Annotated in this window: 22 protein-coding genes; 9 read left to right on the forward strand and 13 right to left on the reverse strand. The window is 67.5% G+C overall.

The window, feature by feature from the left end:
• Positions 1–11 precede the first annotated feature (11 nt).
• Genes J3A72_RS04275 through J3A72_RS04285 form a run of 3 tightly spaced genes read right to left on the reverse strand, consistent with a single transcriptional unit; the run spans position 12 to position 2,277 of the window.
• Positions 12–1,331, reverse strand: coding sequence for a HAMP domain-containing sensor histidine kinase (locus tag J3A72_RS04275; protein ID WP_075075881.1), 1,320 nt, complete (start codon positions 1,329–1,331; stop codon positions 12–14).
• Positions 1,328–1,987 carry a response regulator transcription factor gene (locus J3A72_RS04280; protein WP_075075882.1) on the reverse strand — a complete coding sequence of 220 codons (660 nt, stop codon included), beginning with the start codon at positions 1,985–1,987 and terminating at the stop codon, positions 1,328–1,330. Before J3A72_RS04280 ends, J3A72_RS04275 begins: the two co-directional genes overlap by 4 nt.
• Positions 1,987–2,277 carry a PepSY domain-containing protein gene (locus J3A72_RS04285; protein WP_049403791.1) on the reverse strand — a complete coding sequence of 97 codons (291 nt, stop codon included), beginning with the start codon at positions 2,275–2,277 and terminating at the stop codon, positions 1,987–1,989. Before J3A72_RS04285 ends, J3A72_RS04280 begins: the two co-directional genes overlap by 1 nt.
• A gap of 145 nt (positions 2,278–2,422) precedes the next feature.
• On the opposite strand from J3A72_RS04285, the gene J3A72_RS04290 reads away from it, so the two are divergent.
• Positions 2,423–2,857, forward strand: coding sequence for a PepSY domain-containing protein (locus J3A72_RS04290; RefSeq protein ID WP_065178854.1), 435 nt, complete (start codon positions 2,423–2,425; stop codon positions 2,855–2,857).
• Positions 2,858–2,940: 83 nt separating this feature from the next.
• On the opposite strand, the gene J3A72_RS04295 is transcribed toward J3A72_RS04290, so the two are convergent.
• The 3 genes from J3A72_RS04295 to J3A72_RS04305 all read right to left on the reverse strand — a co-directional run bounded on the left by J3A72_RS04295 (position 2,941) and on the right by J3A72_RS04305 (position 5,262).
• Complete coding sequence (locus J3A72_RS04295; protein ID WP_075075883.1) at positions 2,941–3,420, reverse strand: hypothetical protein; 480 nt, start codon at positions 3,418–3,420, stop codon at positions 2,941–2,943.
• 125 nt (positions 3,421–3,545) lie between these two features.
• Positions 3,546–4,754 (reverse strand): FAD-dependent oxidoreductase, encoded by a 1,209-nt coding sequence (locus tag J3A72_RS04300; protein ID WP_032958821.1) that lies wholly within the window; start codon positions 4,752–4,754, stop codon positions 3,546–3,548.
• 13 nt (positions 4,755–4,767) lie between these two features.
• Positions 4,768–5,262, reverse strand: a complete 495-nt coding sequence (locus tag J3A72_RS04305) for a lipocalin family protein (RefSeq protein ID WP_032958822.1) — start codon at positions 5,260–5,262, stop codon at positions 4,768–4,770.
• A gap of 182 nt (positions 5,263–5,444) precedes the next feature.
• Here J3A72_RS04305 and J3A72_RS04310 point away from each other — a divergent pair, with 182 nt between their 5' ends.
• Positions 5,445–5,693 carry a hypothetical protein gene (locus J3A72_RS04310; protein ID WP_014648700.1) on the forward strand — a complete coding sequence of 83 codons (249 nt, stop codon included), beginning with the start codon at positions 5,445–5,447 and terminating at the stop codon, positions 5,691–5,693.
• A gap of 95 nt (positions 5,694–5,788) precedes the next feature.
• Complete coding sequence (locus J3A72_RS04315) at positions 5,789–8,209, forward strand: DUF3772 domain-containing protein (protein ID WP_075075884.1); 2,421 nt, start codon at positions 5,789–5,791, stop codon at positions 8,207–8,209.
• Between the two features lie 493 nt (positions 8,210–8,702).
• On the opposite strand, the gene J3A72_RS04320 is transcribed toward J3A72_RS04315, so the two are convergent.
• Together J3A72_RS04320 and J3A72_RS04325 are read right to left on the reverse strand one after the other, a co-directional pair.
• A complete protein-coding gene (locus tag J3A72_RS04320; RefSeq protein ID WP_053496302.1) occupies positions 8,703–10,808 on the reverse strand; it encodes a phosphoglycerol transferase I in 2,106 nt (701 codons plus the stop codon).
• Between the two features lie 244 nt (positions 10,809–11,052).
• A complete protein-coding gene (locus J3A72_RS04325) occupies positions 11,053–12,696 on the reverse strand; it encodes an AarF/UbiB family protein (protein ID WP_227863714.1) in 1,644 nt (547 codons plus the stop codon).
• A gap of 211 nt (positions 12,697–12,907) precedes the next feature.
• Between J3A72_RS04325 and J3A72_RS04330 the strand changes: the two genes are divergently transcribed.
• A complete protein-coding gene (locus tag J3A72_RS04330) occupies positions 12,908–13,834 on the forward strand; it encodes a DUF808 domain-containing protein (RefSeq protein WP_075076651.1) in 927 nt (308 codons plus the stop codon).
• A gap of 319 nt (positions 13,835–14,153) precedes the next feature.
• On the opposite strand, the gene J3A72_RS04335 is transcribed toward J3A72_RS04330, so the two are convergent.
• The gene (locus tag J3A72_RS04335) at positions 14,154–15,692 is read right to left on the reverse strand and encodes a GGDEF domain-containing protein (RefSeq protein ID WP_014648695.1); all 1,539 of its coding nucleotides are present in this window, start codon (positions 15,690–15,692) and stop codon (positions 14,154–14,156) included.
• Positions 15,693–15,798: 106 nt separating this feature from the next.
• On the opposite strand from J3A72_RS04335, the gene J3A72_RS04340 reads away from it, so the two are divergent.
• The 3 genes from J3A72_RS04340 to J3A72_RS04350 all read left to right on the forward strand — a co-directional run bounded on the left by J3A72_RS04340 (position 15,799) and on the right by J3A72_RS04350 (position 17,812).
• Positions 15,799–16,434, forward strand: a complete 636-nt coding sequence (locus J3A72_RS04340; protein ID WP_172617726.1) for an NAD-dependent dehydratase — start codon at positions 15,799–15,801, stop codon at positions 16,432–16,434.
• Positions 16,434–17,141 carry a YafY family protein gene (locus tag J3A72_RS04345; protein ID WP_014648693.1) on the forward strand — a complete coding sequence of 236 codons (708 nt, stop codon included), beginning with the start codon at positions 16,434–16,436 and terminating at the stop codon, positions 17,139–17,141. The genes J3A72_RS04340 and J3A72_RS04345 overlap by 1 nt, the downstream gene beginning before the upstream one ends.
• Positions 17,142–17,425: 284 nt before the next feature.
• The gene (locus J3A72_RS04350; RefSeq protein WP_075076649.1) at positions 17,426–17,812 is read left to right on the forward strand and encodes a VOC family protein; all 387 of its coding nucleotides are present in this window, start codon (positions 17,426–17,428) and stop codon (positions 17,810–17,812) included.
• A 123-nt stretch (positions 17,813–17,935) separates the two neighbouring features.
• Here the strand turns inward: J3A72_RS04350 and J3A72_RS04355 are convergent, their stop codons facing one another.
• The 4 genes from J3A72_RS04355 to pdhA are packed head-to-tail and all read right to left on the reverse strand — an operon-like array spanning position 17,936 to position 21,818.
• A complete protein-coding gene (locus tag J3A72_RS04355) occupies positions 17,936–19,324 on the reverse strand; it encodes a dihydrolipoamide acetyltransferase family protein (protein WP_075076648.1) in 1,389 nt (462 codons plus the stop codon).
• Positions 19,321–19,674: an SH3 domain-containing protein gene (locus tag J3A72_RS04360; RefSeq protein ID WP_012512332.1), complete on the reverse strand. Its 354-nt coding sequence runs from the start codon at positions 19,672–19,674 to the stop codon at positions 19,321–19,323. The genes J3A72_RS04355 and J3A72_RS04360 overlap by 4 nt, the downstream gene beginning before the upstream one ends.
• A 1-nt stretch (position 19,675) precedes the next feature.
• Entirely contained in the window at positions 19,676–20,743 is a 1,068-nt protein-coding gene (locus J3A72_RS04365) for an alpha-ketoacid dehydrogenase subunit beta (protein WP_005414714.1), read from the reverse strand.
• Complete coding sequence (pdhA, locus tag J3A72_RS04370) at positions 20,736–21,818, reverse strand: pyruvate dehydrogenase (acetyl-transferring) E1 component subunit alpha (protein WP_049404539.1); 1,083 nt, start codon at positions 21,816–21,818, stop codon at positions 20,736–20,738. The genes J3A72_RS04365 and pdhA overlap by 8 nt, the downstream gene beginning before the upstream one ends.
• A gap of 335 nt (positions 21,819–22,153) precedes the next feature.
• Between pdhA and J3A72_RS04375 the strand changes: the two genes are divergently transcribed.
• On the forward strand, positions 22,154–23,029 hold the full coding sequence (locus tag J3A72_RS04375; RefSeq protein ID WP_049415479.1) for a tryptophan 2,3-dioxygenase family protein: 876 nt from the start codon (positions 22,154–22,156) through the stop codon (positions 23,027–23,029).
• Positions 23,030–23,210: 181 nt separating this feature from the next.
• Positions 23,211–24,710: an oligopeptide:H+ symporter gene (locus J3A72_RS04380; protein ID WP_005411345.1), complete on the forward strand. Its 1,500-nt coding sequence runs from the start codon at positions 23,211–23,213 to the stop codon at positions 24,708–24,710.
• The last annotated feature ends 19 nt before the right edge of the window (positions 24,711–24,729 follow it).

The raw sequence follows: 24,729 nt of genomic DNA on the forward strand, positions 1-24,729 counted from the left end.
GCAGCGGTGCTTCACGCCACCGGCAACCACAACGTCGCACGAAGGCCCGGCTGTGCATTCTCCAGCTGCAACCGCCCGCCATAGCTGGCGGCGATATCGCCTACGATCGCCAGGCCCAACCCGCTGCTGCCTTCGCGCTCGTCCAGCCGCACACCACGCTGGGTGACCCGTTCCAGCGCGTCTGCGGCCAGGCCGGGGCCGTCGTCGCGCACTTCGATGCGTAGCTGCCCTTCGCTGGTTTCCGCTTCGACAGTGACCTGCTGTTGCGCCCAGCGCCCGGCGTTGTCCAGCAGGTTGCCCAGCATCTCTTCCAGATCCGCACTGGCGCCGGCGAACTGCAGCGCCGGATCGATGCCTGCCGCCGTGAACGCGATGCCACGTTCGCCATGCACGCGTGCCATCAGCCGGCACATCGCCTGTGCGACGGCCGCCACGTCGGTGCGCTGGCGATGGTCGGCAGCCAGTCCTGCAGCCAGGTAACGGTCGACACTGGCCTGCATGCGCGCATTCTGCTCGCGCACGGTGGCACGCCAGTGCGTGCCGTCGCTGTCAGCTTCGGTGGCCAATACGCTCAGTGGAGTCTTCAGCGCGTGCGCCAGATCCTGTGCACTGGTGCGCGCGCGCGCGACCATGCGTTGCTGGTGGTCCAGCAGCGCGTTGAGTTCTTCACCCAGCGGTGCGACCTCCGCGCCCAGTCCCTGTGTGTCGATGCGCTGCGCATCGCCGCGACGTACCCGTTCCAGCTGCGCACCGAGGCGATGCAGCGGGCGCAGGCCGAAGTGCACCTGGCTGGCCAGCACCGCCAGCCACGCCGCGACCAGCACGCCCAGTGCGATGGCGGTGCGCTTGCGGAACGCGGCAACATCGGCATCCAGCGCGCTGCGGTCGGTGGCGACCACGGCCACGAACGGTTCGCTGGCGCGTGGCAGGCGCACCTGCTGCACGCGTGCACGCAGGAATTGTTGCAGCGGCCCGGGCAGATTGCGCGTGGCCGGCCCGGCGGCCTTCGCCGGCAGGGTTTCATCCCACAGCGAGCGCGACTGCAGCAGCACGCGGCCATCGGCACTGGCGATCTGCCAATAGGCGCCGGAAAACACGCGCTGGAAGCGCGCATCATTGGGTTCCTGGCGCAGGCGCAGCTGCCCGTCCGGGTCCACTTCGGCCTGTGCCAGCAGGGTCAGCATGTCCTGCTGCAGTTCGTGGTCGAGGCGGTCGCGCGCGCTGCGCTTGAACAGCTCGCCCAGCAGCGCGCTGGCCAGCAGCGAGACCAGCAGCAGCCCGACGCCGCCGGCCAGCAGCAGGCGCCGCCGCAGCGACGGTTGCCGGTTCATGGCGCGGCCAGCCGCCAGCCCTGGCCGCGCACGGTCTGGATCAGATCGATGCCGAGCTTGCGGCGCACGCGTCCGAGCAGCACGTCCAGTGCGTTGGAGTCCGGGTCGTGGCCGCCGTCGAACACCTGCTCGCCCAGCCGGTCGCGGCCGATCACTTGTCCGCTGTGGTGGATGAAGTAGCTGAGCAGGCGGAATTCCTGCGGACTCAGTGGCAGCGCCTGTCCATCCAGCTCGAAGCGGCCGGCGTTGACGTCCAGCTGCAGCGGGCCGCAGTGCAGGCGCGGGCTGGCGTGGCCATGGCTGCGGCGGATCAGGGCGCGCAGGCGCAGCACCAGCTCATCGGCCTGGAAGGGTTTGGTGAGGTAATCGTCGGCACCGGCATCGAAGCCGGCCAGCTTGTCGTGCCAGCGCCCGCGCGCGGTCAGCACCAGCACCGGAAACCCCCGGCCGTTGCCGCGCCAGCGCTCGATCACGCTCAGTCCATCCAGCCCGGGCAGGCCGAGGTCGACGATGGCGGCCTGCAGGTCTTCGATCTGGCCGATTTCTTCGGCCTCGCGGCCGTCAGCGACCACCGCCACCACGTAGCCGGCCTGTTCCAGCAGGGGCACCAGGCGCTGTGCCAGTGCGGCATCGTCTTCGGCCAACAGGATGCGCATCAGTCGTCGAGCTCCGTCTTCAGCAGCTTTCCGCTGCGCGCATCATAGTCCAGCTCCACCACTACGCCGTCGCCGCGCAGGATCTCCACTTCGTAGACGCCGTCGTCCAGCTCCACTTCCAGCAGCTGGCCCGGGTAGCGCTTGAGCGCATCGCGCACCACGCTCTCCAGCGGCACGTAGCGGCCCTGCTGCACGGCGCGACGCGCGACCTGCTGCGCCGGGTCCTGCAGGGGCGCGGCGGCGGTCGGGGCGTTGGCCAGGGCCAGCAGCAGGGGCAGGGTGGCGAGCATGCGGGTAAGGAAAGAGAGAGGGGTACAGGCGCGAGTGTGGCGGGGATGACTAACAGCCGGCTAACAGCCACGGCTAAGGCGCTGTTAACCGGGCCATGCATCGTGGCGTTGCCGGGATGGTCCGGCAACGAACAGGAGAACCCCCATGTTGAAGTCGCTCACCCTCGCCACTGTTGCCCTGCTTGCCGTCGCGCCGGCCGTACAGGCCGCGCCGCTGGGCATGGCCCAGGTTGAACAGACCCTGCGCAAGGCCGGCTACACCCAGATCCACGAGATCGAACGCGATGATGGCCTGTGGGAGGCTGACGTGAGCCGCGCCGATGGCCGCTTCAGCGAGGTCTACGTGGACCCGAAGACCGGCGAGATCTTCGATGAGCACAGCGGCCGCGCGCTGCTGACTACCGAGCAGGTGCTGGCACGGGCGCAGTCGCATGGCCTGCGCGAGATCCATTCGCTGGAACGCGATGGTGCTACCTGGTCGCTGGAAGCCCGCAATGCCCGCAACCAGAAGGTAGAGGTGCGCCTGAGCGGCTATGACGGCCGCATCCTGCACAGCGAGCGCGATGGCTGGCTGGATTGACGTTGGCCTCTGTAGAGCCGAGCCCATGCTCGGCTTTGCGGCCAACCGTAGCCGAGCATGGGCTCGGCTCTACAGGGGCTGGCTTACCAGCCGTACGGCGGCGGGTAATCCCAGCCCGGCCTGCGGCCGTAGTAGCCGCCATACGGGCCGAAGAAGCCCGGGCCCTTGCCCTCACTCACGTGGATGTTGAGGTTGACCCCGTGGGTCTTGCCTTCATCGGTGGTGTAGTTCTTGCTCAGGTTCAGCGTGGCCGCGTTGTAGTGGCTGTTGCCGCCGTTCTTCGAATAGCCGATGCCGGTGGTGAAGCTGCCGGACACCTTGACCTTGTCGTCGGTCACGTCGGCGATCTTCGCATCGTCGTGCACGCGCGGGCCGCTCTTGTCACCGTAATAGGTGCCGGGCGGGTCCTGCTGCAGGGCCGGGTCGTTGAGGTAGCGCATCGGCGCCTGCGGCAGCGTCAAGTCCAGGCCGGCAGCCTGCGGCGCAGTGGCGCCAGCGGCGGACTGGGCCAGCACGGTTCCCGGCAGGGCCAGGCACAGCAGCAGGGTCAGGGGGCGGATCATGACGGCGCTCCAGCGGACAGGTGGCCGCGCAACTCGCGGCGGTACAGGCCGACGCTAGCAGGGGTTGCTTGAATGATGCCTGTCGGCGCCGGATTGGGGTAGAGCCGGCCGCGGCCGGCTGCAGGTCACAACCGCCCGAACCCGAACAGCCTTTCCAGCGCATGCTTGCGCCGCTCGATCCGGGCCCGCAGCAGCTGGGCGCCGATCATCGAATAAGTGATGCCGTTGCCGCCGTAGGCCATGGCGAAATGGACCCGCGGTCCCCACTGCGCGTGCGGGCCGAAGAAGGGCAGGCCGTCGGCGGTTTCGGCGAAGGTGCCGGCCCAGGAAAAGGCGGGTATCGGATCCAGTCGCGGGAACCAGTGCCGCAGCTGCTTCATCAGCTTGCCGGCCTTGCCATCAACGCGCCGGTCGCGCCGGGCGGGGATATCGATGGCGTCGTCCAGCCCACCCACCAGCAGGCGGCGGTCGCCGGTGGCGCGCAGGTACAGGTACGGGCGGGCGCTTTCCCACACCATCGTGTTGCGCAGCCTGCCGAGCACGTCCGCTTCGATGGGATCGGTGATGAAGGCATAGCTGCTGCGGTTGCGCGCAACCCGCTGTTCCAGCCACGTCTGGTTGGCATAGCCCATGGCCAGGACCACGTGGCGGGCACGGACCGAGGCGCCGGCCTCGGTCATCGCGGTTACGCCCTGCGCGCCAGGCTTGAGCGTGTGCAGCACGGTGCGGTCGTGCACATGGCCGCCGCGGCGGCGCACTCGTTTGAGCAGGCCGTAGGTGAGACAGTAGGGATCGACCCGCGCCGCCTGGCGGGTCAGCAGGGCGCCGCCGGCATCCACGTCGAAACGCTCGCGAAGCGCTTCGCGGTCCAGCCAGCGGGCATCCAGGCCGATGCTGCGCCGCGCCTCACCTTCGGCCATCAGGCGCGGCACGTCGCGATGGCGGCTGGCCAGGTACAGGCTGTCCATGCGCTGGAAATCCACGTCCTTCAACCCGCGTGCCACTTCGCCCAGTGCCGGGATTGCCTCCGCGCAGGCCCGGTACGCCCGTGCTGCGGCGTCTTGCCCGTAGCGTTCGGCCAGTTCGAGCAGATGGGTATCGATCTCGTACTGCAGCAGCGCGGTGCTGGCCGCCGTGCTGCCCCAGCCGATGTCACGCTGCTCGATCACGGCCACGTCATGGCCATGGTGGGACAGCTCGTCGGCAATCAGCGCGCCGGTGATGCCGCCACCGACCACCAGCACATCGCAGCGCAGATCCTTCTCCAGCGGGGGGAACGCCTGGATCAGTCCGTTGCGTACGGCCCACCACGGGTAACCGCTTTTCAGGTCCATGCGTGCGTGGGGCTCAGGCTGTGGGTTTGCCGGTATGTGGCGTCTGGATCAGTTCGGACAGATCGAAGCCCTGCAGGCGGGCCGCCGCCAGATAATGGTCCTGCACGGTCGCGTCCAGGCGCGGCTCGCGCGCCAGCAGCCACAGGTACTTGCGATCCGGGCTGCCGACCAGCGACACGCTGTAGTCCGGGGCGATCTGGATCACCCAGTAGTCGCCCTTGGCGAACGGCAGCCAGCGCAGGCCCTTGGGCAGGAAGCTGACCTCCAGCCGCGCGCTGTCGTTGTCGACAGCGCAGGCCTCGCCGGTGGCCTCTTCGATCTCGCCGTCCATGCGGCAGCGGTTGGTGACGCCGACGTTGCCGTTGTCGAGCAGGGTGTAGTGCGCCGATACGTCGGTGCAGCCTTCCGGCTCGTGGCGCATCGGCAGGCGTGCGATCTCGTACCAGGTGCCCAGGTAGCGCGGCAGCTTGAGGTCGGCGACGGTTTTCAGCGGCGGGTGCTCGGTCATCGGCGGTCGTGGCAGGGGTGGGCCTCCACGATGCCGATGGCCTTGCCATGGGCGGGTGAAGCCGGGGCGATGGCCGTGTCCAGAACGTTCCGTCGCCCCGGCGGAGCGCCCGTTGTCACCGGCCTGGGGGTATCCTGCCGCCAGCGCCGTGTTTTCCTGATCCAACCGAGGTGGAGGTGCCGATGTACCAGGTGATCCTGTTGAAGAGTGAATCTGCGTTCGCGCGCGAACAGTGGCCGCAGGTCGACGAACTGGTCGACTACGAAGGTGTGAGTTACAGCCTGCGCGCCGGCCCGCGCCAGCCGCTGCCGACCGACCACGACTGGCACCCGGTGGCGGTGTACGCGCCCGATGAGATCACCGAGGAAGAGTTCCAGGACTGGTATGCGCTGCAGCAGCCGACGGTGGAAGAGCTTCGCCTGAAGTACTGATGCGCGACGCTGGCGGGGCCGCCCATCCGGCCTTGACCGGCTCTGCCGTATAGTCGCGCGCAGGCGCGGTGGTCCGCGCGAACCGGTGTGGCTGCGTGTCTTCTTTCCTGCGATCGATCCGTGCACGGGGGCCCTGGTGGGTCCTGCTGCTGTGCACCGCCTTCCTGCTGTCCGCGCCGGTGCTGGCGCAGGATGAGGACCCCACGCCGAAGCAGCAGCTGGCGGATATCGATTCCAGCCTGAAGGATGTGGAGCGCAAGCGTGGCGATGCAGAAGCCACCGAGACGCTGGCGATGCTGTCCGAGAATGCCTCGCAGGCACGGCGCGATGCCGAGGCGCTGGAAAAGGCGCTGCAGCCGCAGCTGGACCGACTCAACGAACAGCTGGCGCAGCTGGGAACGCCGGCAGAAGGGGCCGCTGAGCCGCCGGAGCTGGCGGCGCAACGGCGCACCCTCACCAAACAGCGTGACGGCCTGGCCGCTTCGGTGGTGCAGGCCAAGGCCAGTGCCGTGCGTGCGCAGCAGCTGGCGGCGGACATCGAGCAGCAGCGAGCCGCGCAGCGCACGGAAGAACTGGGCCAGAAGGTGGCCTCGCCGTTGTCGCCCGCGCTGTGGAGCAAGGTGGCCGAGCGTCTGCCGATCGATATCGCGCGGGTTGTGCCATTGGCCGGGCAGGGCCGCGATGCGCTGGTCGCCGGTATCCGCGCCCATGGCTGGGGCACGCCGTTGCTGGGCCTGCTGGCCGCGCTGGTGATGATGTTCCCGTTGCGGCTGTGGCTGCGCAGGCTGGGACGCCGCTTTGCTGCGTCCGAGCGTGCGCCCGATGGTCGCCTGCGCCGGTCCGGCCTGGCCATGTGGCTGCTGCTGGTGGGCACGCTGCTGCCCGGTTACGCCGTGGTGGTGCTGATGGCGGCGCTGGATGCCATCGATGCGATCGCGCCGCGCCTGCAGGTGGTAGCCGACGGCCTGGAGACCGCAACGTTCCGCGCGGCCTTCATCGCCGCACTCAGCGCCTGCCTGCTGGTGCCCAAGCGCCCGTCATGGCGGCTGTTGAACCTGGACGACACCGCCGCGCTGAAGCTGCGCAAGTACGCCTGGGGCGCGGCGGCGCTGGCCTGGCTGAGCACGGTGCTGGTGGCCCTGGACCAGGCCACGCGCACCAGCGACGTCACCACGGTGGCGCTGGACGGACTGATTGCGCTGACTTACCTCGGCCTGATCATGGCCATGCTGGTGACCCTGGCGCGCCTGCATCGCCGGCAGACCGCCGAGGCCGAGGCCAAGCTGGAAGCGCAGGCCGATGGCGTGGGTGCAGCCACGCCGGTGCGCCGCAGCAGCTGGCTGGTACTGGCCCGGGTAGCGGGCAACATCGCGGTGGTGGCCGCCATCATTGCCACATTGCTGGGCTACCTGAATTTCGCCAAGTTCGTGAACCAGCAATTGATCGGCGGCAGCATCGTGGTGTTGGCCGCGACGTTGCTGTTCAAGTTCGTCGATGACCTGAGCACGTGGATGCTCAACGCCGACAGCAAGGTCGGCCAGACCATCCTGCTCAGCACCGGCCTGAGCGTATCGCGGCTGGAACAGGCGGGCGTGCTGCTGTCGGCAGCGCTGCGTACCATCGTCGTACTGATCGCGCTGCTGGCGCTGGTGGCACCGTTCGGCAACATCGGCGCGGTGGTGGAGCGCTTCACTTCACTGTTCACGACCGGATTCGATATCGGTGGCACCAAGCTGGCACCGGCGGGGATCGTGTTGGCGGTACTGGCGCTGCTGGCCGGCCTGGCGATCACCCAGCTGGTGCAGCGCTGGCTGACCGACACCTATCTGCCCAAGACCGAGCTGGACCTGGGCGCGCGCAATTCGGTGAGCACCGTTGCCCGATACGTGGGCATCATCATCGCGGTGATCTGGGCGCTGTCGGCGATGGGGCTGCAGCTGAGCAAGCTGGCCCTGCTGGTCAGCGCACTGTCGGTGGGTATTGGCTTCGGCCTGCAGGTGATCACCCAGAATTTCGTCTCCGGCCTGATCCTGCTGGCCGAGCGCCCGGTGAAGATCGGCGACTGGGTGAAGCTGGGTGACCAGGAGGGCGACATCCGCCGCATCAGCCTGCGATCGACCGAGATCCAGGTGGGCGACAAGTCGACGCTGATCGTGCCCAACTCCGAGCTGGTCACCAAGACCGTGCGCAACATGACGATGGGCAACAACCAGGGCCGCATCCAGATCCAGTTCGCGGTGCCGCCCAGCACTGATGTCGGCAACCTGCGGCAGGCGCTGCTGGATGCGTACACCGCGCACACCAACGTGCTGAAGCAGCCGGCGCCGACGGTCTACATCGACAGCATTGCCGGTGGCCAGATCACCATCAACAGTTTCGCGTACGTGGCCAGCCCGCGGCAGGTGTATGCAACCCGCAGCGATCTGTACTTCAGCCTGCTGCAGATCCTGGCCGAGCGTAACATTCCGCTGTCGACCCCGACCGACATCCACATCATCCGCGACCCGCAGGAGTAGGGGTTGTTTTGCAGGGCTGCGCCCTGCACCCGCGGTAGTGCCGGCCGCTGGCCGGCAACTTCAACAGCAACAGCTGATTTCCTGCGGGATGGCGGGGTGGGTCCGGTTGCGGGAGGCGCCGTAAACCCCCAGGCCGGCCCAGCCGCTGGCGGCTGTGCGTTCGGGCGCTTGCGAAGCAGTGCTTCACAAGCAAAGCGCCCTCACCCATGGGGGCTTGGCCGCGGCATCCATGCCGCGGACACTCCCGCGACCGGACCCGCCCCGCCTTCGACAGTTTCCCGCGATCTGTCGGAAATGCTCTTGGGGTCAGATCCGTTTTCCGGAGGAAAACGGATCTGACCCCATCTTGATTTTCGATATCTGACAGAGTGTGTCGACCAAGGTCGACACCGCCCCGCCAAACCACGGATTGCACGCTGTTGCCGTTGCTTCTGAGGTTGCCGGCCAGCGGCCGGCACTACCACGGGTGCAGGGCGCAGCCCTGCAAAGAACCCTATCCCCGTGGTCGGCTGCGCGAGGGCACCAGTGCGAACGTATCCACCGCCAGCTTCTCGGCATGGTTCAACCACGCGCGGATCTCCAGATCATCCACTTCGTGGTCCAGCCCAAACGACACGTTGATCTTGCCGTCGGCATCGGGTTGCACCCACTGCTGGGCCAGCACCACCTTGCGCTGCGAGGACACCGCCTCGATCCAGAAACCGCGATCCGGGCGCGTGCTCGCCACCAGCTGCAGCATGTACTGGCCGGCACGGGTGCGGCGGCCCTTCTGGGTGATCATGTGCGCCTGGCGCACGCTCGGGCGCGGGCCCTGGAACGCATCCAGCGGTGCATCGACCGCGATGCCGCCGCGCAGGTCGTTGTCGCGGTACAGCTTGATGCCGTTGTCGCGGTTGACGAGCAGCGCACACCAGTCGCCGTCGGCCGAGCCGTCCTCGAATGCGGTGCAGCGATCAACATAGGCCAGCGTGTTGTCCGGATCCGCGTCATCGAACTGGCGCGAGGTATTCTCCAGGTAGACCGACTTCAGCCCCCAGTCCTTGTCGTACTCCAGCAGCACCGGCGGCTGCACGTGCTGCAGGCCGACCACGACCTGGTCATCGCCATCGATCTTCAGTTCGCGGGTCGGTTCACCCAGCCACAGTGAGCGGGCGAAGGCCAGGTACTGCGGGTAGTCGCGGCCACCATCGCGCCTGGCCGCCACGCTGGCGCTGGGTGCGCGTTGGCTGTCGATCAGCGAGCGGCCAAAGCCCATCGTCTTCAGGTTCGGGTCCAGCAGGCTGAGCAGGGTCGCACCCGAATCCAGGGTGGTGCCGGCGTCGGCGCTGAGCTGCTGCGGGGCAATGCCATCGCCCAGGAACAGCAGCAGGTTCTCGCGCTTCTGCCGGGTCAGGATGTGGGTCAGATCGTTGGGCATCGCCAGGTGGTCGGAGGCGATCACGATCAGCGTGTCCTTGCCGTACGGGCTGGCCTGGATGCGCTGCACAAGCTGCGAGATCAGCCGGTCGCTGCACTTGAGCGCGTTGAGCATGTTGATGTTGCCGTACTGGCTCTGGTAGCGCTCGCCCTTGCACGATACCGGCAGGTGGCCCGCCGGGTGGTGGGTGTCCATGGTCAGCGTGGTCAGCATGAACGGTGAACCGGCGCGCGAGAGCTGTTCGAAGCGCTGGTAGGCGGTATCCAGCAGCACGTCGTCGTGCACGCCCCAGGCCGAGTAGTGGATGCGGCCGATCTTCTTCTGCTGCTTGAACCAAGCGAGGTCATGCACTTCATCAAAGCCGTGGCTGGCCAGGAACTGGCCCTTGCCGGCGAACTGGCCGTTGGCCCCACCCAGGTAATGGTTGGTGTAGCCCTGCTGCTTCAGGTAGTCGCCCAGGCACACCGCCTTGGGCAGGAAGCTGCCCATGCGGTCCATGCTGTTTTCATCGCCCTGCGAGGTGGTCAGCGGCACGCCGCACATCGACGACACCAGGCCGGCGATGGTCCAGCCGCTGCCTTCGGCCGAGGCCAGCCCACGCACGTCCAGCGACTCGGACGCCAGGCGGTTGAGGTTGGGCATCAGGCCGGGAAACACGGCCTCGTCCAGATAGGTGCGTTCCAGGCTTTCGCCGTAAATCCAGACGATGTTGCGCGGGCGCTGTAGCGGCTGCGTCGGCACCTGGTACTCAGGGGCGATGCGGGCGAAGTCGACCGGGCGCAGCTGCTGGTACAGGCGCTGGCCGTCACGGGCCAGCGGGCTGATCATGATCGTGGCCACCCACACGGCCGCGAAACCGGCGAACAACGCGCCACCGTGGCCGGGCCGGCGCCAGCGCTTCACCCGTGTGGCGAACAGTGGCAGCAGCGAGACCAGCGCCAACACGATGAAGCCGGCGATGTAGCCCTTGAAGTCGGAGACACCGGCACCTTCCATGTCGGCGCCGAGGTGGTACAGGGTGGCGGCATTGAGCCCATCACCGGACAGCTTGTCGATCAGCCACCACGCGCTGAGCATGAGCAGCAGCAGCGAGAACGCGCCGGCCTTCCACCACACCCACTTGTCGGACGCGAGGAACAACCAGCACAACAGCAACAACGACAGCAGCAGTATCCAGAGCATAGGCAGCTTCGGCAGTGACGGGGTGGTGGTGATGGACGTCGTACCGACGCGTGTCCATCCGACCGGCGCTGCCGCAAGCACATGCATGTGACAGGCCGATGACCCGATAGTGCATGCACGAACCTGACTGAAATGTTTGTTGAAATGACGCGCGCGTAATCGCGCTCAGAAGGTAAAACGAGCGTGAAAGGGGTGGCTGGATTGCATTAAAAACTGCATGAATACGGGCGTTTTCGTCGATGCGCTAGCGATGCCCGCGTTCTTCGCGTGCCCGCGCACGACGGTCGAACAGCAATGCACTGGTTACGATGCCCAGGCCGAGCACCACGCCGATGAACAACAGGATCAGGGCGATGAGCGGGTAACCGAACAGGTGCCAGCCGGTGTCGATCCTCATCATCATCGCGGCGGCCATGATCAATGCGGCGCTGATGATGCCGGCCGCCACGCGGTTGGCGATCTTCTGCAGGTTCTCCATCAGCCGCGATTCTTCCAGGCCGGTGACCTTCATCTGCAGGCGGTTCTCGGCCAGCAGCGCCATGATGTCCGACAGCTTGCGCGGCCCATCACGCAGCAGCTGCTGCAGCTCCATCGCCTCGCTGGCGATGTTGGCTGCAGACAGCGATTTCTTCAGGCGCGCACGCATCACGTGCTGCAGCTGGCGCTCGACGATGCGGCGCGTGTCCAGCTCTGGCGCCAGCAGCCGGCACACGGTTTCCAGGTTGAGCAGGGCCTTGCCGAGCAGGCTCAGTTCCGGCGGCGTGCGCAGGCCGCAGGCGGTGGCGATGCGCACCATGTCCAGCACCACGCGGCCTTCGGAGAAGCTGCCACTGGCCGCATAGCGCGCGATCAGCTGACCGGTTTCGCGCAGGTAGCGCTCTTCATCGAAGGCCTCCAGCCGCGTGCTGATACTGATCAGGTCATCGGCCACTTCCTCGCCACGGCCGTCGACCGCCGCGAACAGGATCTTCAGCAGACGCTCGCGCAGGCGCGGCGGCATGTGCGCGACCATGCCCAGGTCGAAGATCGCCAGCCGGCCGTCGGGCATCACCCGCAGGTTGCCCGGGTGCGGGTCTGCATGGATCTCGCCATGCACGAAGATCTGGTCCAGGTAGCCGCGGATCAGCGCCGCCGCCAACGGGTCCATGTCCTGCTCGGTGCGGCGTACGCCGGAGATCGCATCCACGCGCACGCCGGTGGCAAGCTCCATCGTCAGCACGCGCTGGCTGCTGTAGTCCCAGATCGGCTGCGGCACCCACAACCGGCGGAACGGCCGCAGGTGCCGTCCGAAGCGCGCCAGGTTCTCGGCCTCGGCGTGGTAATCCAGCTCCTGCATCAGGGTCTTGGCGAACTCGTTGAGCCAGTCGCGCAGGCGCACGCGGCGTCCGACCTGGGTCAGGTGGTCGGCGGCCAGCGCGAAGCTGCGCAGTGCCTCCAGGTCCGAGCGCAGCTGCGCGGCCACTTCGGGCTTCTGCACTTTCACCGCCACCTGGCGGCCATCGTGCAGCACCGCGCGATGTACCTGCGCGATCGAAGCACAGCCCAACGGCTCGGGATCGAACGAGGCAAACAGCTTGTTCACCCCTACGCCCAGTTCCTGCTCGATGATCGCGTGGATGCGCTCGACCGGGATCGGCGCCACCTTCTCCTGCATGCGCTCCAGCGCCGTGGCGAACTCCACCGGCACCATGTCCGGCCGCGTGGATAGCATCTGGCCCAGCTTGACGAAGGTCGGCCCCAACGCTTCCAGGTCGCTGACGAACTGTTCCGGATTGCCGTCGGCGGGCACGTCGGCCTGGTTGCTTGCCGCATCCAGGTTCATGCCCGAGAACACGCCCGAATGGCGGTAGCGCATCAGCAGGCGCAGGATCTGGCTGCGCCGGCTCATGCCTTTGACCAGCGGGGGATTGCCATTGGCGGCGGACGGATTGCTCAAGCGGGACTCCCATGCGACGAAGACAGGTAGCGCCGGCTGCGGGCCGGCAATGTCCGGATTCCGCAGTGTCGCCGGGGGGCGGTGGGCATGCGGTGAACCCGGTGTCTTCCGCAGTCCACACCGGATCGGTCAGAATCCGCCTATTCCCTTTCTTGGACGCCCCATGGCCGGTGCCAGCCTGTTCGCCCTGCTCGACGATATCGCCACCCTGCTCGACGATGTCTCGGTGCTGACCAAGGTCGCCGCGAAGAAGACCGCCGGCGTGCTCGGTGACGATCTGGCGCTGAACGCGCAGCAGGTCACCGGGGTCAACGCCAACCGCGAACTGCCGGTGGTCTGGGCGGTGGCCAAGGGCTCGCTGGTCAACAAGGTGATCCTGGTGCCGGCGGCCCTGGCGATCAGTGCGCTGGAAGCCTGGCTGCACAGCCGCGGCTGGAACGTGCCCCTGATCGTGCCGCTGATGATGATCGGTGGTGCCTTCCTGTGCTTCGAGGGCGTGGAGAAGCTGGCGCACCGCTTCCTGCATTCGGCCGACGACGATGCCGAGCGCCAGACCGAACGCCGCAGGGCGCTGGCCGACGCGCAGGTGGACATGGTCGCGTGGGAGAAGGACAAGGTGAAGGGTGCGATCCGCACCGACTTCATCCTTTCGGCCGAGATCATCGTACTGACCCTGGGCGTGGTCGCCACCGCATCGTTCACCAACCAGCTGGTCACGCTGGCCGTGGTTGCACTGGCGATGACGGTCTTCGTCTATGGGCTGGTGGCGGGCATCGTCAAGCTGGATGACGTGGGCCTGTACCTGTCGCGCAAGGGTGGGGCTGTTGCCGCCTTCGGTCGCGGCCTGGTCGCGTCGGCACCGTGGCTGATGAAGTTCCTGTCGGTGGCCGGCACCATTGCCATGTTCCTGGTCGGCGGCGGCATCCTGGTGCACAACGTGCCGGCGCTGCACCACGCAGTACAGGCGCTGGGCGGCGAGGGCCAGTGGGGCTGGCTGGTCAGCGCGGCGGGCAACATGGTGGTGGGCATCATCGCCGGCGCCATCGTGCTGGCGGCGGTGACCGGGTTCCAGAAGCTGCGCGGCAAGTAGTCGCCGGCAGGTTCCCGGTAGAGGCCGACCTTGGTCGGCGCTTTGTTTCCCACGCGTGCCAACCAAGGTTGGCACCTACCAAAGCGGTTCAAGGTGGTCGGCATCGTCGCCGGCGGGTTCCCCGGTAGAGGCCGACCTTGGTCGGCGCTTTGTTTCCTGCGTGTGCCAACCAAGGTTGGCACCTACCAAAGCGGTTCAGGGTGGTCGGGATCATCGCCGGCGGGTCGCCGGGTAGAGGCCGACCTTGGTCGGCGCTTTGTTTCTGCGTGTGCCAACCAAGTTTGGCATCTACCAACGTAGTTTGCTGCGGGCCGGACGGTCAGCCTGCCTGCACGCGGTTCTTGCCCTGCCGCTTGGCGGCATACAGCGCGTCGTCCGCGCGCCGCAGCAGGGTTTCGGTGTCGTCGCCGGGTTGCCATTGCGCCAGCCCGGCACTGAAATGCACCGGTACGCGCCGGTCCTGCACGGTCAGCACGCGATGCGCCAGTGAACGCTGAAGGCGCTGCACCGTGGCCATGCTGTCGGCGCCCTGGGTTTCCGGCAGCACCAGTACGAACTCGTCGCCGCCCAGCCGCGCGATGCCATCGGTGGCGCGCAGCAGCAGCTTGCAGACGGCCACCAGGTGCTGCAGCAGTGCATCGCCACCGGCATGACCATGTGCATCGTTGGTCTGGTGGAAATCATCCAGATCGATCACCGCCACGCCCAGCGGCGAGTTGTTGCGTGCGGCACGGGCCAGCTCGCGTTGCAGCAGTTCGTCCAGGCCGCGGCGGTTCAGCGCCTGGGTCAGTGGATCGATGCGTGCCAGGTCACCGGCCGCGCGCAGTTCCTGCTCCAGCTCGGCGATGCGCTGCTCGGCACGCTCCACTTCCTGCCGTGCGTTGGCCAGGTGATCGCGCGCCTGCGCGGCCTGCTGCTGCACCTTGCCGGTGTCGCGCATCACGTCCTGTAGCAGCTGGTTGAGGTCGGCGATGCTGCGCGCCTCGCGCAGCTGCAGTGCGTAGCTGCCGATGCGATCGTGGTACTCGCCGGTGCTGGTGGCCATGCCATCCATGCGCTCGATGAACTCGCCCATCAGCCCGCGCATCGCCGCCTTCGAATCGTCGATGCCCTGGCGCAGCAGGCCCTGCTTGTAGATCACTTCGCGCAGTTCGGCGCGGGTGCGCTCGACCGCTTCAGCTTCCAACGGCCCGTCCAGCAGCTGGCGTACCGCGGCGATCTGGCCCTGCAGCCAGCTGCGGTCATCCAGCAGCTCGCTCACGTTCTCCAGCAGCAGCGCGAACAGCTCCAGCAGCAGTGCCTGCTGCTCCTGCCAGCTCTCGGCGCGCACGCCGACCTGGTGGCCAAGTTCGCGCACGCCCTGCTCGATCGGTTCCAGCGCCGTGCCTGGCTGCCACTGGCGCAGGTGCATGGCCAGTGCCTGCGCCTGTTCGCGCAGGTCCGGGTCGTGCTGCAGCAGCGCCACCACCGCGCCGCCCAGCAGCAGCCGCAGCTGCTCGGACAGGCGCAGGCTCTCGGGTTGCCCATCCGGCGAATGCTGTTCGATGGTGCGGATGTACTTGTCGATCAACTGGCGCATCGCGCGCCCGTAGCGCGGCCAATCGGCACTGGCCTGCGCCGACTGCAGGCGGTCGCCCATGTCGCCCAGCTCGCCGGGCAGGGTGGCCATGCCGTTGGCGAACGCGGCCAGCAGCGGTTCCGGCGCGTCGGCACCGGCGAACAGCTGCTGCAGCGCCACGCCACCGCCGCCCTGCAGCACCACGCGGTCGCCCAGCCCATCGTCCACCACCGCGCGCACGCGTGCCGGCGGCCCAAGGGCGGTACCGGGGGCAGGGCGGTGGTCGGGCTGGTCCGTCATGGAGCGAATCCTGGGGGCTGGCAGGGACTGGTTCCAGCATATCGGCGCGGCCGCCGACGGCTTGAACGGCTAGGATGGGCGACAGGATGCCGCAGTGGAGGTGGTGATGCGCGTGATGTTGCTGGGGGCGACCGGCCTGGTCGGTGGGCTGACCCTGCCTCGGCTGCTGGACGACCCGCGCTGCAGCGCCGTGATCGCCCCGACCCGTCGCCCGTTGGGCGCAGCCCACGGGAAGCTGGAGAACCCGGTACTGGCCTTCGATGCGCTGCCCGCCGCCGCCGGGTGGGCGGGCGTGGACGCGGTCATCTGCGCGCTGGGTAGCACCATTGCCCAGGCTGGCAGCCGCGAGGCCTTCCATCGCATCGACCATGATTACCCGCTGGCGTTCGCCCGTCTGGCGCAGGCGAAGGGGGCGCAGACCTATGTGCTGAATTCCGCAGCCGGTGCCGATCCGCGGTCGTCGATCTTCTACAGCCGGGTGAAGGGTGAATTGGAGCGCGATCTGCGCGCGCTGGGCTTCACCTCGTTGACCCTGGTCCGCCCAGGGTTGATCGGCGGCGAGCGCAACGAGGTGCGGCGCGGTGAGCGTCTCGCGCTGAAGGTGCTGGGCGTGCTGGGGCCGGTACTGCCGCGGGCGTGGCGGATCAACCCGGCGAGCGAGATCGCCAAGGCGCTGGTCGAGGCCGCGCTGGCCCCGCAACCGGGTGAGCACGTGGTGGCATCGAGCGCACTGGCCGGCTGATGTCGCGTGCGCTGCGCCTGACCCAGCTCCAACAGCTGCTGCGCCGCCATCGGCGGCCGGTGGCCGGCCAGGTGCTGGCCGACGCGCTGGGAGTCAGCCTGCGCACGCTGTACCGCGATATCGAAACCCTGCGCGAGCAGGGCGCCGACCTGCGCGGCGAGGCCGGCGTCGGCTACCAGCTGACGCCGAGCGATACCCTGCCGCCGATGACCCTGCCACCGGCCGAGATCGACGCGCTGGTGCTGGGCCTGCGCTGGGTTGCGGCCCGTACCGAACCCGCGTTGGCCGAAGCCGCACGCGATGCCCTGGCGCGCATCGCCCATGTGTTGCCCGCAGCGCGGCGCGAGGCCCTGCGTGACAGTGGCCTGCGGGTGGGCCCTTCGCGTGCGGCGGCCAAGGTTCCCCCAGCTCGTCTGCAGGCCGTGCGAGAGGCTGTCGGTTCACAGCAGCGCCTGAAGTTCGGCTACGAGGACGCGCACGGCCAGCGCAGCGAGCGCATCGTCTGGCCGTTCGCGCTGGGCTACTTCGATGAGGTGCCGATGCTGGCGGCGTGGTGTGAGCGCCGCGAGGATTTTCGCCATTTCCGCCTGGATCGCATCCGCCAGGTGCGCGTGTTGGAGGAGCACTACCTCGTACCACGCGCCACGCTGCTGCGGCGCTGGCAGAAGGCGCAGGGCATCGCGCCGGACTGGCTGGACCGTTCGTAGCGTCGGGTCCGCTCGACTGCTGCTGCGTTCTGCTTCCTGCCTCTGGGGGAGGGCGGCCTTCGCACTTTGCTCCTGGTAGGGGGCGAGCTTGCTCGACCGCCTTTGATCTTCGCGAACAGCAGTCGAGCAAGCTCGACCTCTACCAGGGCAGTGGCAACGGCAGTCGAGCAGGCTCGGCCTCTACCAGGGCAGGAGCGACAGCAGTAGAGCACGCTCGCCGCTACTGACAGAATCTGTCAGCAGGGCCGTACCACCATGATCGCTCCCAACAACGGAGCTTCCCCATGTTCACGCCCGGCACCCTGCTGCAGTACGTGCGCGACGTCGCCACCAGCGCCACCTTCTACAGCGGCATCCTCGGCAAACCGCCGGTCGAGCAGTCGCCTGGCTTCGCCCTGTTCCTGCTCGGCGATGGCGCCGCACTCGGCCTGTGGCAACGCGATGACGTGCAACCGCCGGTGTCTGCGCAGGCAGGCGCCGCCGAACTGGCGATGGTGGTCGCAAACCCCGAGGCCGTGCAGCAGATGCACGATGCGTGGCGTGGGCTCGGCGTGCAGATCCTGCAGTCGCCGGTGACGCTGGAGTTCGGCCACACCTTCGTCGGTGCCGACCCTGATGGCCACCGGCTGCGTGTGTACAGCCGCGCCGAAGGCATGGTCGCGCGCGATTGATCGCCCGCATTGTGTAGATCCACGCCATGCGTGGATGCCGGAAAAAAAACGCCGGGCAATGCCCGGCGTTCTCTCCAAGTCATGTGCCAACCAACGGTTGGCACCCACCGGTCAGGTGGCCGATCAGCTGGCCAGTGCCAGGTCGTCCATCATCGCGCGCAGGAAGCGGGCAGCTTCACCACCCGTGGCTGCGCGGTGGTCGAAGGTGACCGACAGCGGGATCACCTTGTGCGCTTCCACGCCGCCCATCACCGGGGTCATCTGGTGGCGGGCACGGCCGGCACCGACGATGGCCACGCACGGCGGCACCACGACCGGGGTCGCGTAGCGGCCGGCGAACATGCCGAAGTTGGACAGCGAGATGGTGTAGCCACTCAGTTCCGACGCCGCGATCGAACGCGATTCCACCTGCTCGCGCAGGCGGTTGACGCCTTCGCGGATGCCGCGTGCGTCGAGCATGTCGGCGTTGCGCAGGGCCGGCACGAACAGGCCGTCGTCGGTGTCCACGGCGATGCCGATGTCCACCTGCGCGTGCAGGGTACGGGTCAGCGCTTCACCGTCGAACCAGGCGTTCATCGCCGGCACCTTCTGCGCGGCGACCACGATCGAACGCACCAGGCGCGCGGTGACGTCGTTGCCCGGCAGCCAGGCGTGGATGTCGGCGTCGTCGTTCAGCGTGGTCGGCACGACCTTGCTGTGCGCATCGGCCATCACGCGTGCCATGTTGCGGCGCACGCCCTTCAGCGGTTCCGGCTGGCCCTTGGCGACCACGCCCGGCGGCTGGGTACGCATCGGCTTGCCGGCGGCGGACAGCGGGGTGCGGGCTTCGCTCTGCACCGGGGCAGACACCTGCGCCGGGGCCGGCGCGGCATAGGCAGCAGCGGCAACCGGTGCCGGAGCTGCGCCGAGCTTGGCGCTGCCGTTGGCGGCAGCCTGCTTGACGTCGGCCATGGTCACCGCGCCATCGGTGCCGGTAGCGGCCACGCGGCTCAGGTCCACGCCCAGCTTGCGCGCCATCGCACGCACGGCCGGCACGGCCTTGACGCCACCGACGGCCAGCGCCTGTTCGGCATGCACGGCATTGGAGCTCTGCATCGCGCCGACCACGGTACCGGCGTCATCGCGCTCGGCCGCGGCGGGCTTGGCATCCTCGGCGGCAACCGGAGCGGCCGCAGCCGGCAGCGGCGGCGGGGTCGGTGCGGCCGCCGGTGCAGCGTGGCCATGGCTGTGGCCGGTGTCCTGGCCATCGGCTCGCTGCGGCAGGTTCGGGTCCAGTTCGAAGCTGGCCAGCACCGAGCCGGTCGGGATGATGTCGCCGGCGCCGCCGGACAGCTTCAGCACCTTGCCGGAGAACGGCGAGGGCACTTCCACCACGGCCTTGGCGGTCTCCATCGACACCAGCGGCTCGTCCAGCTTGATCACATCGCCTTCCTTGACGAACCACTCGACGATGGTCGCGTCCGGCAGGCCTTCGCCCAGGTCGGGCAGGTTGAAGTTCTTGGTCTGGCTCATTTGCAGTTCTCTTCCAGCAGTTCCAGTTCGCGGGCCGGCAGCCAGCCCGTCGCGCCATTGGCGCGCTCGGACCACCACCACCCGCCGTGTTCGTGATGAAGCTTCACCATCTCGCCGCTTTCCACATCCAGCTCGCGGGCGTCGTAGTCGCACAGCGCTTCGGCGCGACCCTCGTCCAGCAGCTGCAACCAGGCGATGGGCGCCCATCCAGCGCGCCCATCGTTGGTGCGTACCCAGGCAAACGCCGGCCATTCCTCGTCACGGACACCTACTTCGACGATCTGGCCGGTGCGGAACCGGAGCGGGTTGGGATACTGGCTGCGGTAAGCCCCCAGAAGGCGGGCCCGCATGTCAGCCGGCCGCCACCGCGCGCTTGGCCGCAGCCACGATCCGCTCAACGCTCGGCAGGTACTTCATTTCCAGGCGGAACAGCGGAATGTGGGTGTCGTAGCCAGTGACGCGCTCGACCGGTGCCAGCAGGTCGTAGATCGATTCCTCGGCCAGGCGCGCGGCGATCTCGGCGCCGAAGCCCGCGGTCTTCGGGGCCTCCTGCACGATCACGCAGCGGCCGGTCTTGGCCACCGATTCGGCGATGGTGGCGAAGTCCAGCGGACGCAGCGTGGCCACGTCGATGACTTCGGCACTGATGCCTTCGCCGGCCAGCTTGTCCGCCGCTTCCAGCGCTTCCTTCACCTGCGCGCCCCAGGTCACCAGGGTCACGTCGGTGCCGTCGCGCAGCACGAAGCAGACGTCCAGCGGCAAGGCTTCGCCGTCGTTGACGACCACTTCCTTGTACTGGCGGTAGATGCGCTTGGGCTCCATGTAGATCACCGGATCCGGCTCGCGGATCGCGGCCAGCAGCAGGCCATAGGCACGCTGCGGCGACGACGGCAGCACCACGCGCAGGCCCGGCACGTTGGTGAAGATCGCCTCGTTGGCTTCGCTGTGGTGTTCCGGCGCGCGGATGCCACCGCCCCACGGCACGCGCAGCACCATCGGGCAGTGCAGGCGGCCACGCGTGCGGTAACGCAGGCGTGCCGCGTGGCAGACGATATGGTCGACCATCGGGTACATGAAGCCGTCGAACTGGGCTTCGGCCACCGGCTTCATGCCCTGTGCGGCCAGGCCGATGGTCAGGCCGGCGATGGTGGTTTCGTCCAGCGGGGTATCGAGGATGCGGTCCGAGCCGAAGCGCTGCTGCAGCCCGGCGGTGGCGCGGAACACGCCGCCGTTGACGCCCACGTCCTCGCCCAGCACCAGCACCGACGGGTCGTGTTCCAGCTCCCAGGCCAGCGCCTGGGTGATGGCTTCGATGAGGGTGATCGGGGTGGTGGTCATGCTCTCTTCTCCGCGCGCGACCGCAGCGCTGTCGGCGGCGTTGGTGTGCGCGCCGGGCGCGCCGTTCTTGATCTCATCCATGGCGCTTCTCCAGGGCGATCGCCTGGGCACGCTGGGCCAGCAGGTCCGGCGGCGGATCGGCATACAGGAAGTCGAACATCGCCTCGACCGGCTGCACCGGCGTGTTGAGGTACAGGTTCACTTCCTCGTCCACGCGCTTGCCGCACTCGGCGACCCAGGCGCTTTCCTCATCCTCGCTCCACACACCGGCGTTGATCAGGTACTTGCGCAGGCGCAGCATCGGCTCGCGCTGCCAGGCATCCTTCACTTCAGCATCGTCGCGGTAGCGGCGCGCGTCATCGGCGGTGGTGTGGTCGGACAGGCGGTAAGTCATCAGTTCCAGCACGGTGCCACCGTCGCCGGCCAGCGCACGTTCGCGCGCCTGCTCCATGGCAGCCAGCACGGCGATCAGGTCGTTGCCGTCCACCTGCAGGCAGTGCAGGCCGCCAGCCAGGCCCTTCTGCGCCAGCGTTTCGGCACCGGTCTGGGCCGAACGCGGGACCGAGATGGCCCAGCCGTTGTTGACGATGCACAGGATCAGCGGGAGCTTGTAGGCGCCGGCCGAATTCAGTGCCGCGTAGAAGTCGGTCTTGGAGCTGCCGCCGTCGCCGCACACCGCCACGGCGATCTGCGGTTCCTTGTTGAGCTTGAACTTCAGCGCGGCGCCTGCGGCATGCAGGCACTGGGTGGAGATCGGCACGCAGAACGGGAAGTCCTTGGCCGCGTTGCCGCCGTAATCGTTGCCGCGTTCGTCGCCGCCCCAGTACATCAGCACGTCGTGCGGGCGCACGCCACGCATGAACATCGCGCCATACTCGCGGTACGAAGGCGCGAACACGTCGTCCTTCTGCATCGCCGCGCCGATACCCACGTGCGCGGCTTCGTGGCCCAGGCAGGCGGCATAGGTGCCCAGCTTGCCGGTGCGCTGCAGTGCGATGGATTTGCTGTCGAACGTACGTACGAACAGCATCTGCTTGAACAGCGGTACCAGGACCTGGGGGTCGCGCAGCGACGCGGGCAGGTCATCGCGGACGAGTTTGCCGTCCGTATCCAGGTACTGCAGGTATTCGATCTTGAATTCAGCGGCAACCGTCATTGCGTACTGCACCTTCGACAGAGAAGTTACAAATGATATGAATCGCCATGTTAAGGAACGCGTACGGAATAGCCTTCCTGCGCCGCAACACGGCAACGCCCTGTTTTACCCCTGCCGGCGGGTGGGGGGCCAATAACAACAACGTATTCAGTCGTTGCTGCAAAGCATCAGAATACGCCTCTGGCTGACTGCTGGCGCAACGACCCGATCGGTTCCACGCGCAGGCCCCGCATCGGCCAATGCTCCACGGGGCACCGCACGCCCCGGTATGGACCCGGCGGCTGCCAGCGCGGCGGCAACGCGCTACCCTTGCCGCCCCCGATCTGGTCCCGCCCATGTCCGTCGACAACAACCAACGCGATCTCGAAGCCGGCATCCACACCGACCTGCAGGGACGCCTGACCTACGGCGGCTACCTGCGGCTGGACCAGCTGCTCAGCGCGCAGCAGCCGCTGTCCAACCCGCCGCACCACGATGAGATGCTCTTCATCATCCAGCACCAGACCTCGGAGCTGTGGCTGAAGCTGCTCGGCCACGAACTGCGTGCGGCGATCGGCTTCCTGCAGCGCGATGAAGTCTGGCAGTGCCGCAAGGTGCTGGCGCGCAGCAAGCAGGTGCTGCGCCAGCTGACCGAGCAGTGGTCGGTGCTGGAAACGCTGACCCCGTCCGAATACATGGGTTTCCGCGACGTGCTGGGCCCATCGTCGGGCTTCCAGTCGCTGCAGTACCGCTACATCGAGTTCCTGCTGGGCAACAAGAACGCGCAGATGCTGCAGGTGTTCGAGCACGACCCGGCCGGGCAGGCGCAGCTGCGCACCGTGCTGGAGGCGCCGAGCCTGTACGAGGAATTCCTGAAGTACCTGGCCCGCTTCGGCCATGCCGTGCCGGCGGTCTACGAGGCCCACGACTGGACCCAGCCGCACGTGGCTGACGACGCATTGCAGCCGGTCTTCGAACGCATCTACCAGGACACCGACCGCTACTGGCGCGAGTACGCGCTGTGCGAGGACCTGGTGGATCTGGAGACCGCCTTCCAGCTGTGGCGATTCCGACACATGCGCACGGTGATGCGCGTGATCGGCTTCAAGCGCGGCACCGGCGGCTCGTCCGGCGTGGGCTTCCTGGCCAAGGCGCTGGAGCTGACCTTCTTCCCCGAACTGTTCCAGGTGCGCACCAGCCTGCAGGCGGCACCCCCGGCAGAACTGGGCTGACCCCCATTCAGCTTGGACCCCGGCCATTGGCTGGATCGTTTCAGATGCAAGTTCAGCGAGCAGGCTGGCACCTGCCTCAAACGGCGTGTATTTGACGTGAACGGCAGAAGTCGGTGATCCTCGCGCGTTGCTCCAACTGCACAGCGGACGTGCTCGTCATCCACCGAACCAGGAAATCCGCATGAGCGTAAACGCCACTGCGAACACCCCAGAGCCGGCGCTGCCGGACTTCAAGACCACGCTGGGCCACCCGCGCCCGTTGTGGATGCTGTTCATGACCGAGTTCTGGGAGCGCTTTGCGTTCTACGGCATCCGCTGGGCGTTGGTGCTGTACATCGTCGCCCAGTTCTACAACGGCAGCGCTGCCGGTGAAGGCGACGCCAGCCGCATCTATGGCGCCTACCTGGCCCTGGTATACGCCGCGGCGATCTTCGGTGGCTACGTGGCCGACCGGGTACTGGGCTACCAGCGCTCGATCCTGACCGGCGCGATCATCATGGCCGCAGGCCTGTTCATGATCTCGCTGCCGCAGGAGCACATCTTCAAGCTTGGCCTGGCCACGATCATCGTAGGCAACGGCCTGTTCAAGCCCAACATCTCGACCATGGTCGGCAAGCTGTACGGCCTGAAGGACGAGCGCCGCGACTCCGGCTTCACCATCTTCTACATGGGCATCAACATCGGCGCGATGATCGCCCCGGTGCTGACCGAGTACCTGGCCCGCAAGGTGTTCGGTACCGACGCGATGCCGTCCTACAAGGTCGTGTTCATCGCCTCGGGCGTGGGCATGCTGATCTCGCTGGTGTGGTTCTACATCGGTCGCGCCGGCCTGAAGGGCATCGGTGCACCGCCGGCCGGCGCTGAAGGCTTCGGCCGCATCATCATGGTGCTGGCCGGTGCCGTGGTCGCCATCCCGGTGGCGTACTTCCTGCTGGCTACCGGCGCCACCGCGCTGGCCTGGATCCTGGGTGCGATGTTCACCGCGCTGGCCGTCCTGCTGCTGGTCGAGGGCATCCGCGAAGGCAAGGTGCAGCGCGACCGCGTGATCGCCATGCTGATCATCTTCGCCTTCAACGTGATGTTCTGGATGTTCTTCGAACAGGCCGGCAGCTCGTTCACCTTCCTGGCCGAGAACATCGTCAACCGCCAGTTCGGTGACTGGACCTTCCCGACCGCGTGGTTCCAGTCGGTCAACTCGGTGGCGATCATCACCCTGGCCCCGGTCATTGCCTGGATCTGGGTGGCCATGGGCCGCGCCAATCCGTCCATCCCGCGCAAGTTCGGCCTGGGCCTGCTGTTCAACGGCGCCGCCTTCGCGCTGCTGATGTTCGCCCTGTCGCAGATGGTCGTTGACGGCAAGATCCCGTTCTGGACCCTGTTCATGGTCTACGTCATCCAGTCCGTGGGTGAGCTGTGCCTGTCGCCGATCGGCCTGTCGATGGTGACGAAGCTGGCCCCGGTGCGCCTGGTCGGCTTCGGCATGGGTGGCTGGTTCCTGTCCACCGGCATCGGCAACAACCTGTCGGGCATCTTCGCCGGCGTGGTCAGTGGTGAAGGCGGCATGACGGTCGAGTCGGCCCTGAAGGGGTATACCTTCGGGTTCTGGGCCCTGATCGGCTCCGGCGTGGTGCTGTTCCTGATCGCCCCGCTGATCAACAAGCTGATGCACGGCGTCAAGTAATGATGAGAGGGTAGAAGGC

Origin of the sequence: Stenotrophomonas sp. PvP093 (assembly GCF_017876915.1) — a bacterium.
Classification (GTDB): domain Bacteria; phylum Pseudomonadota; class Gammaproteobacteria; order Xanthomonadales; family Xanthomonadaceae; genus Stenotrophomonas; species Stenotrophomonas muris.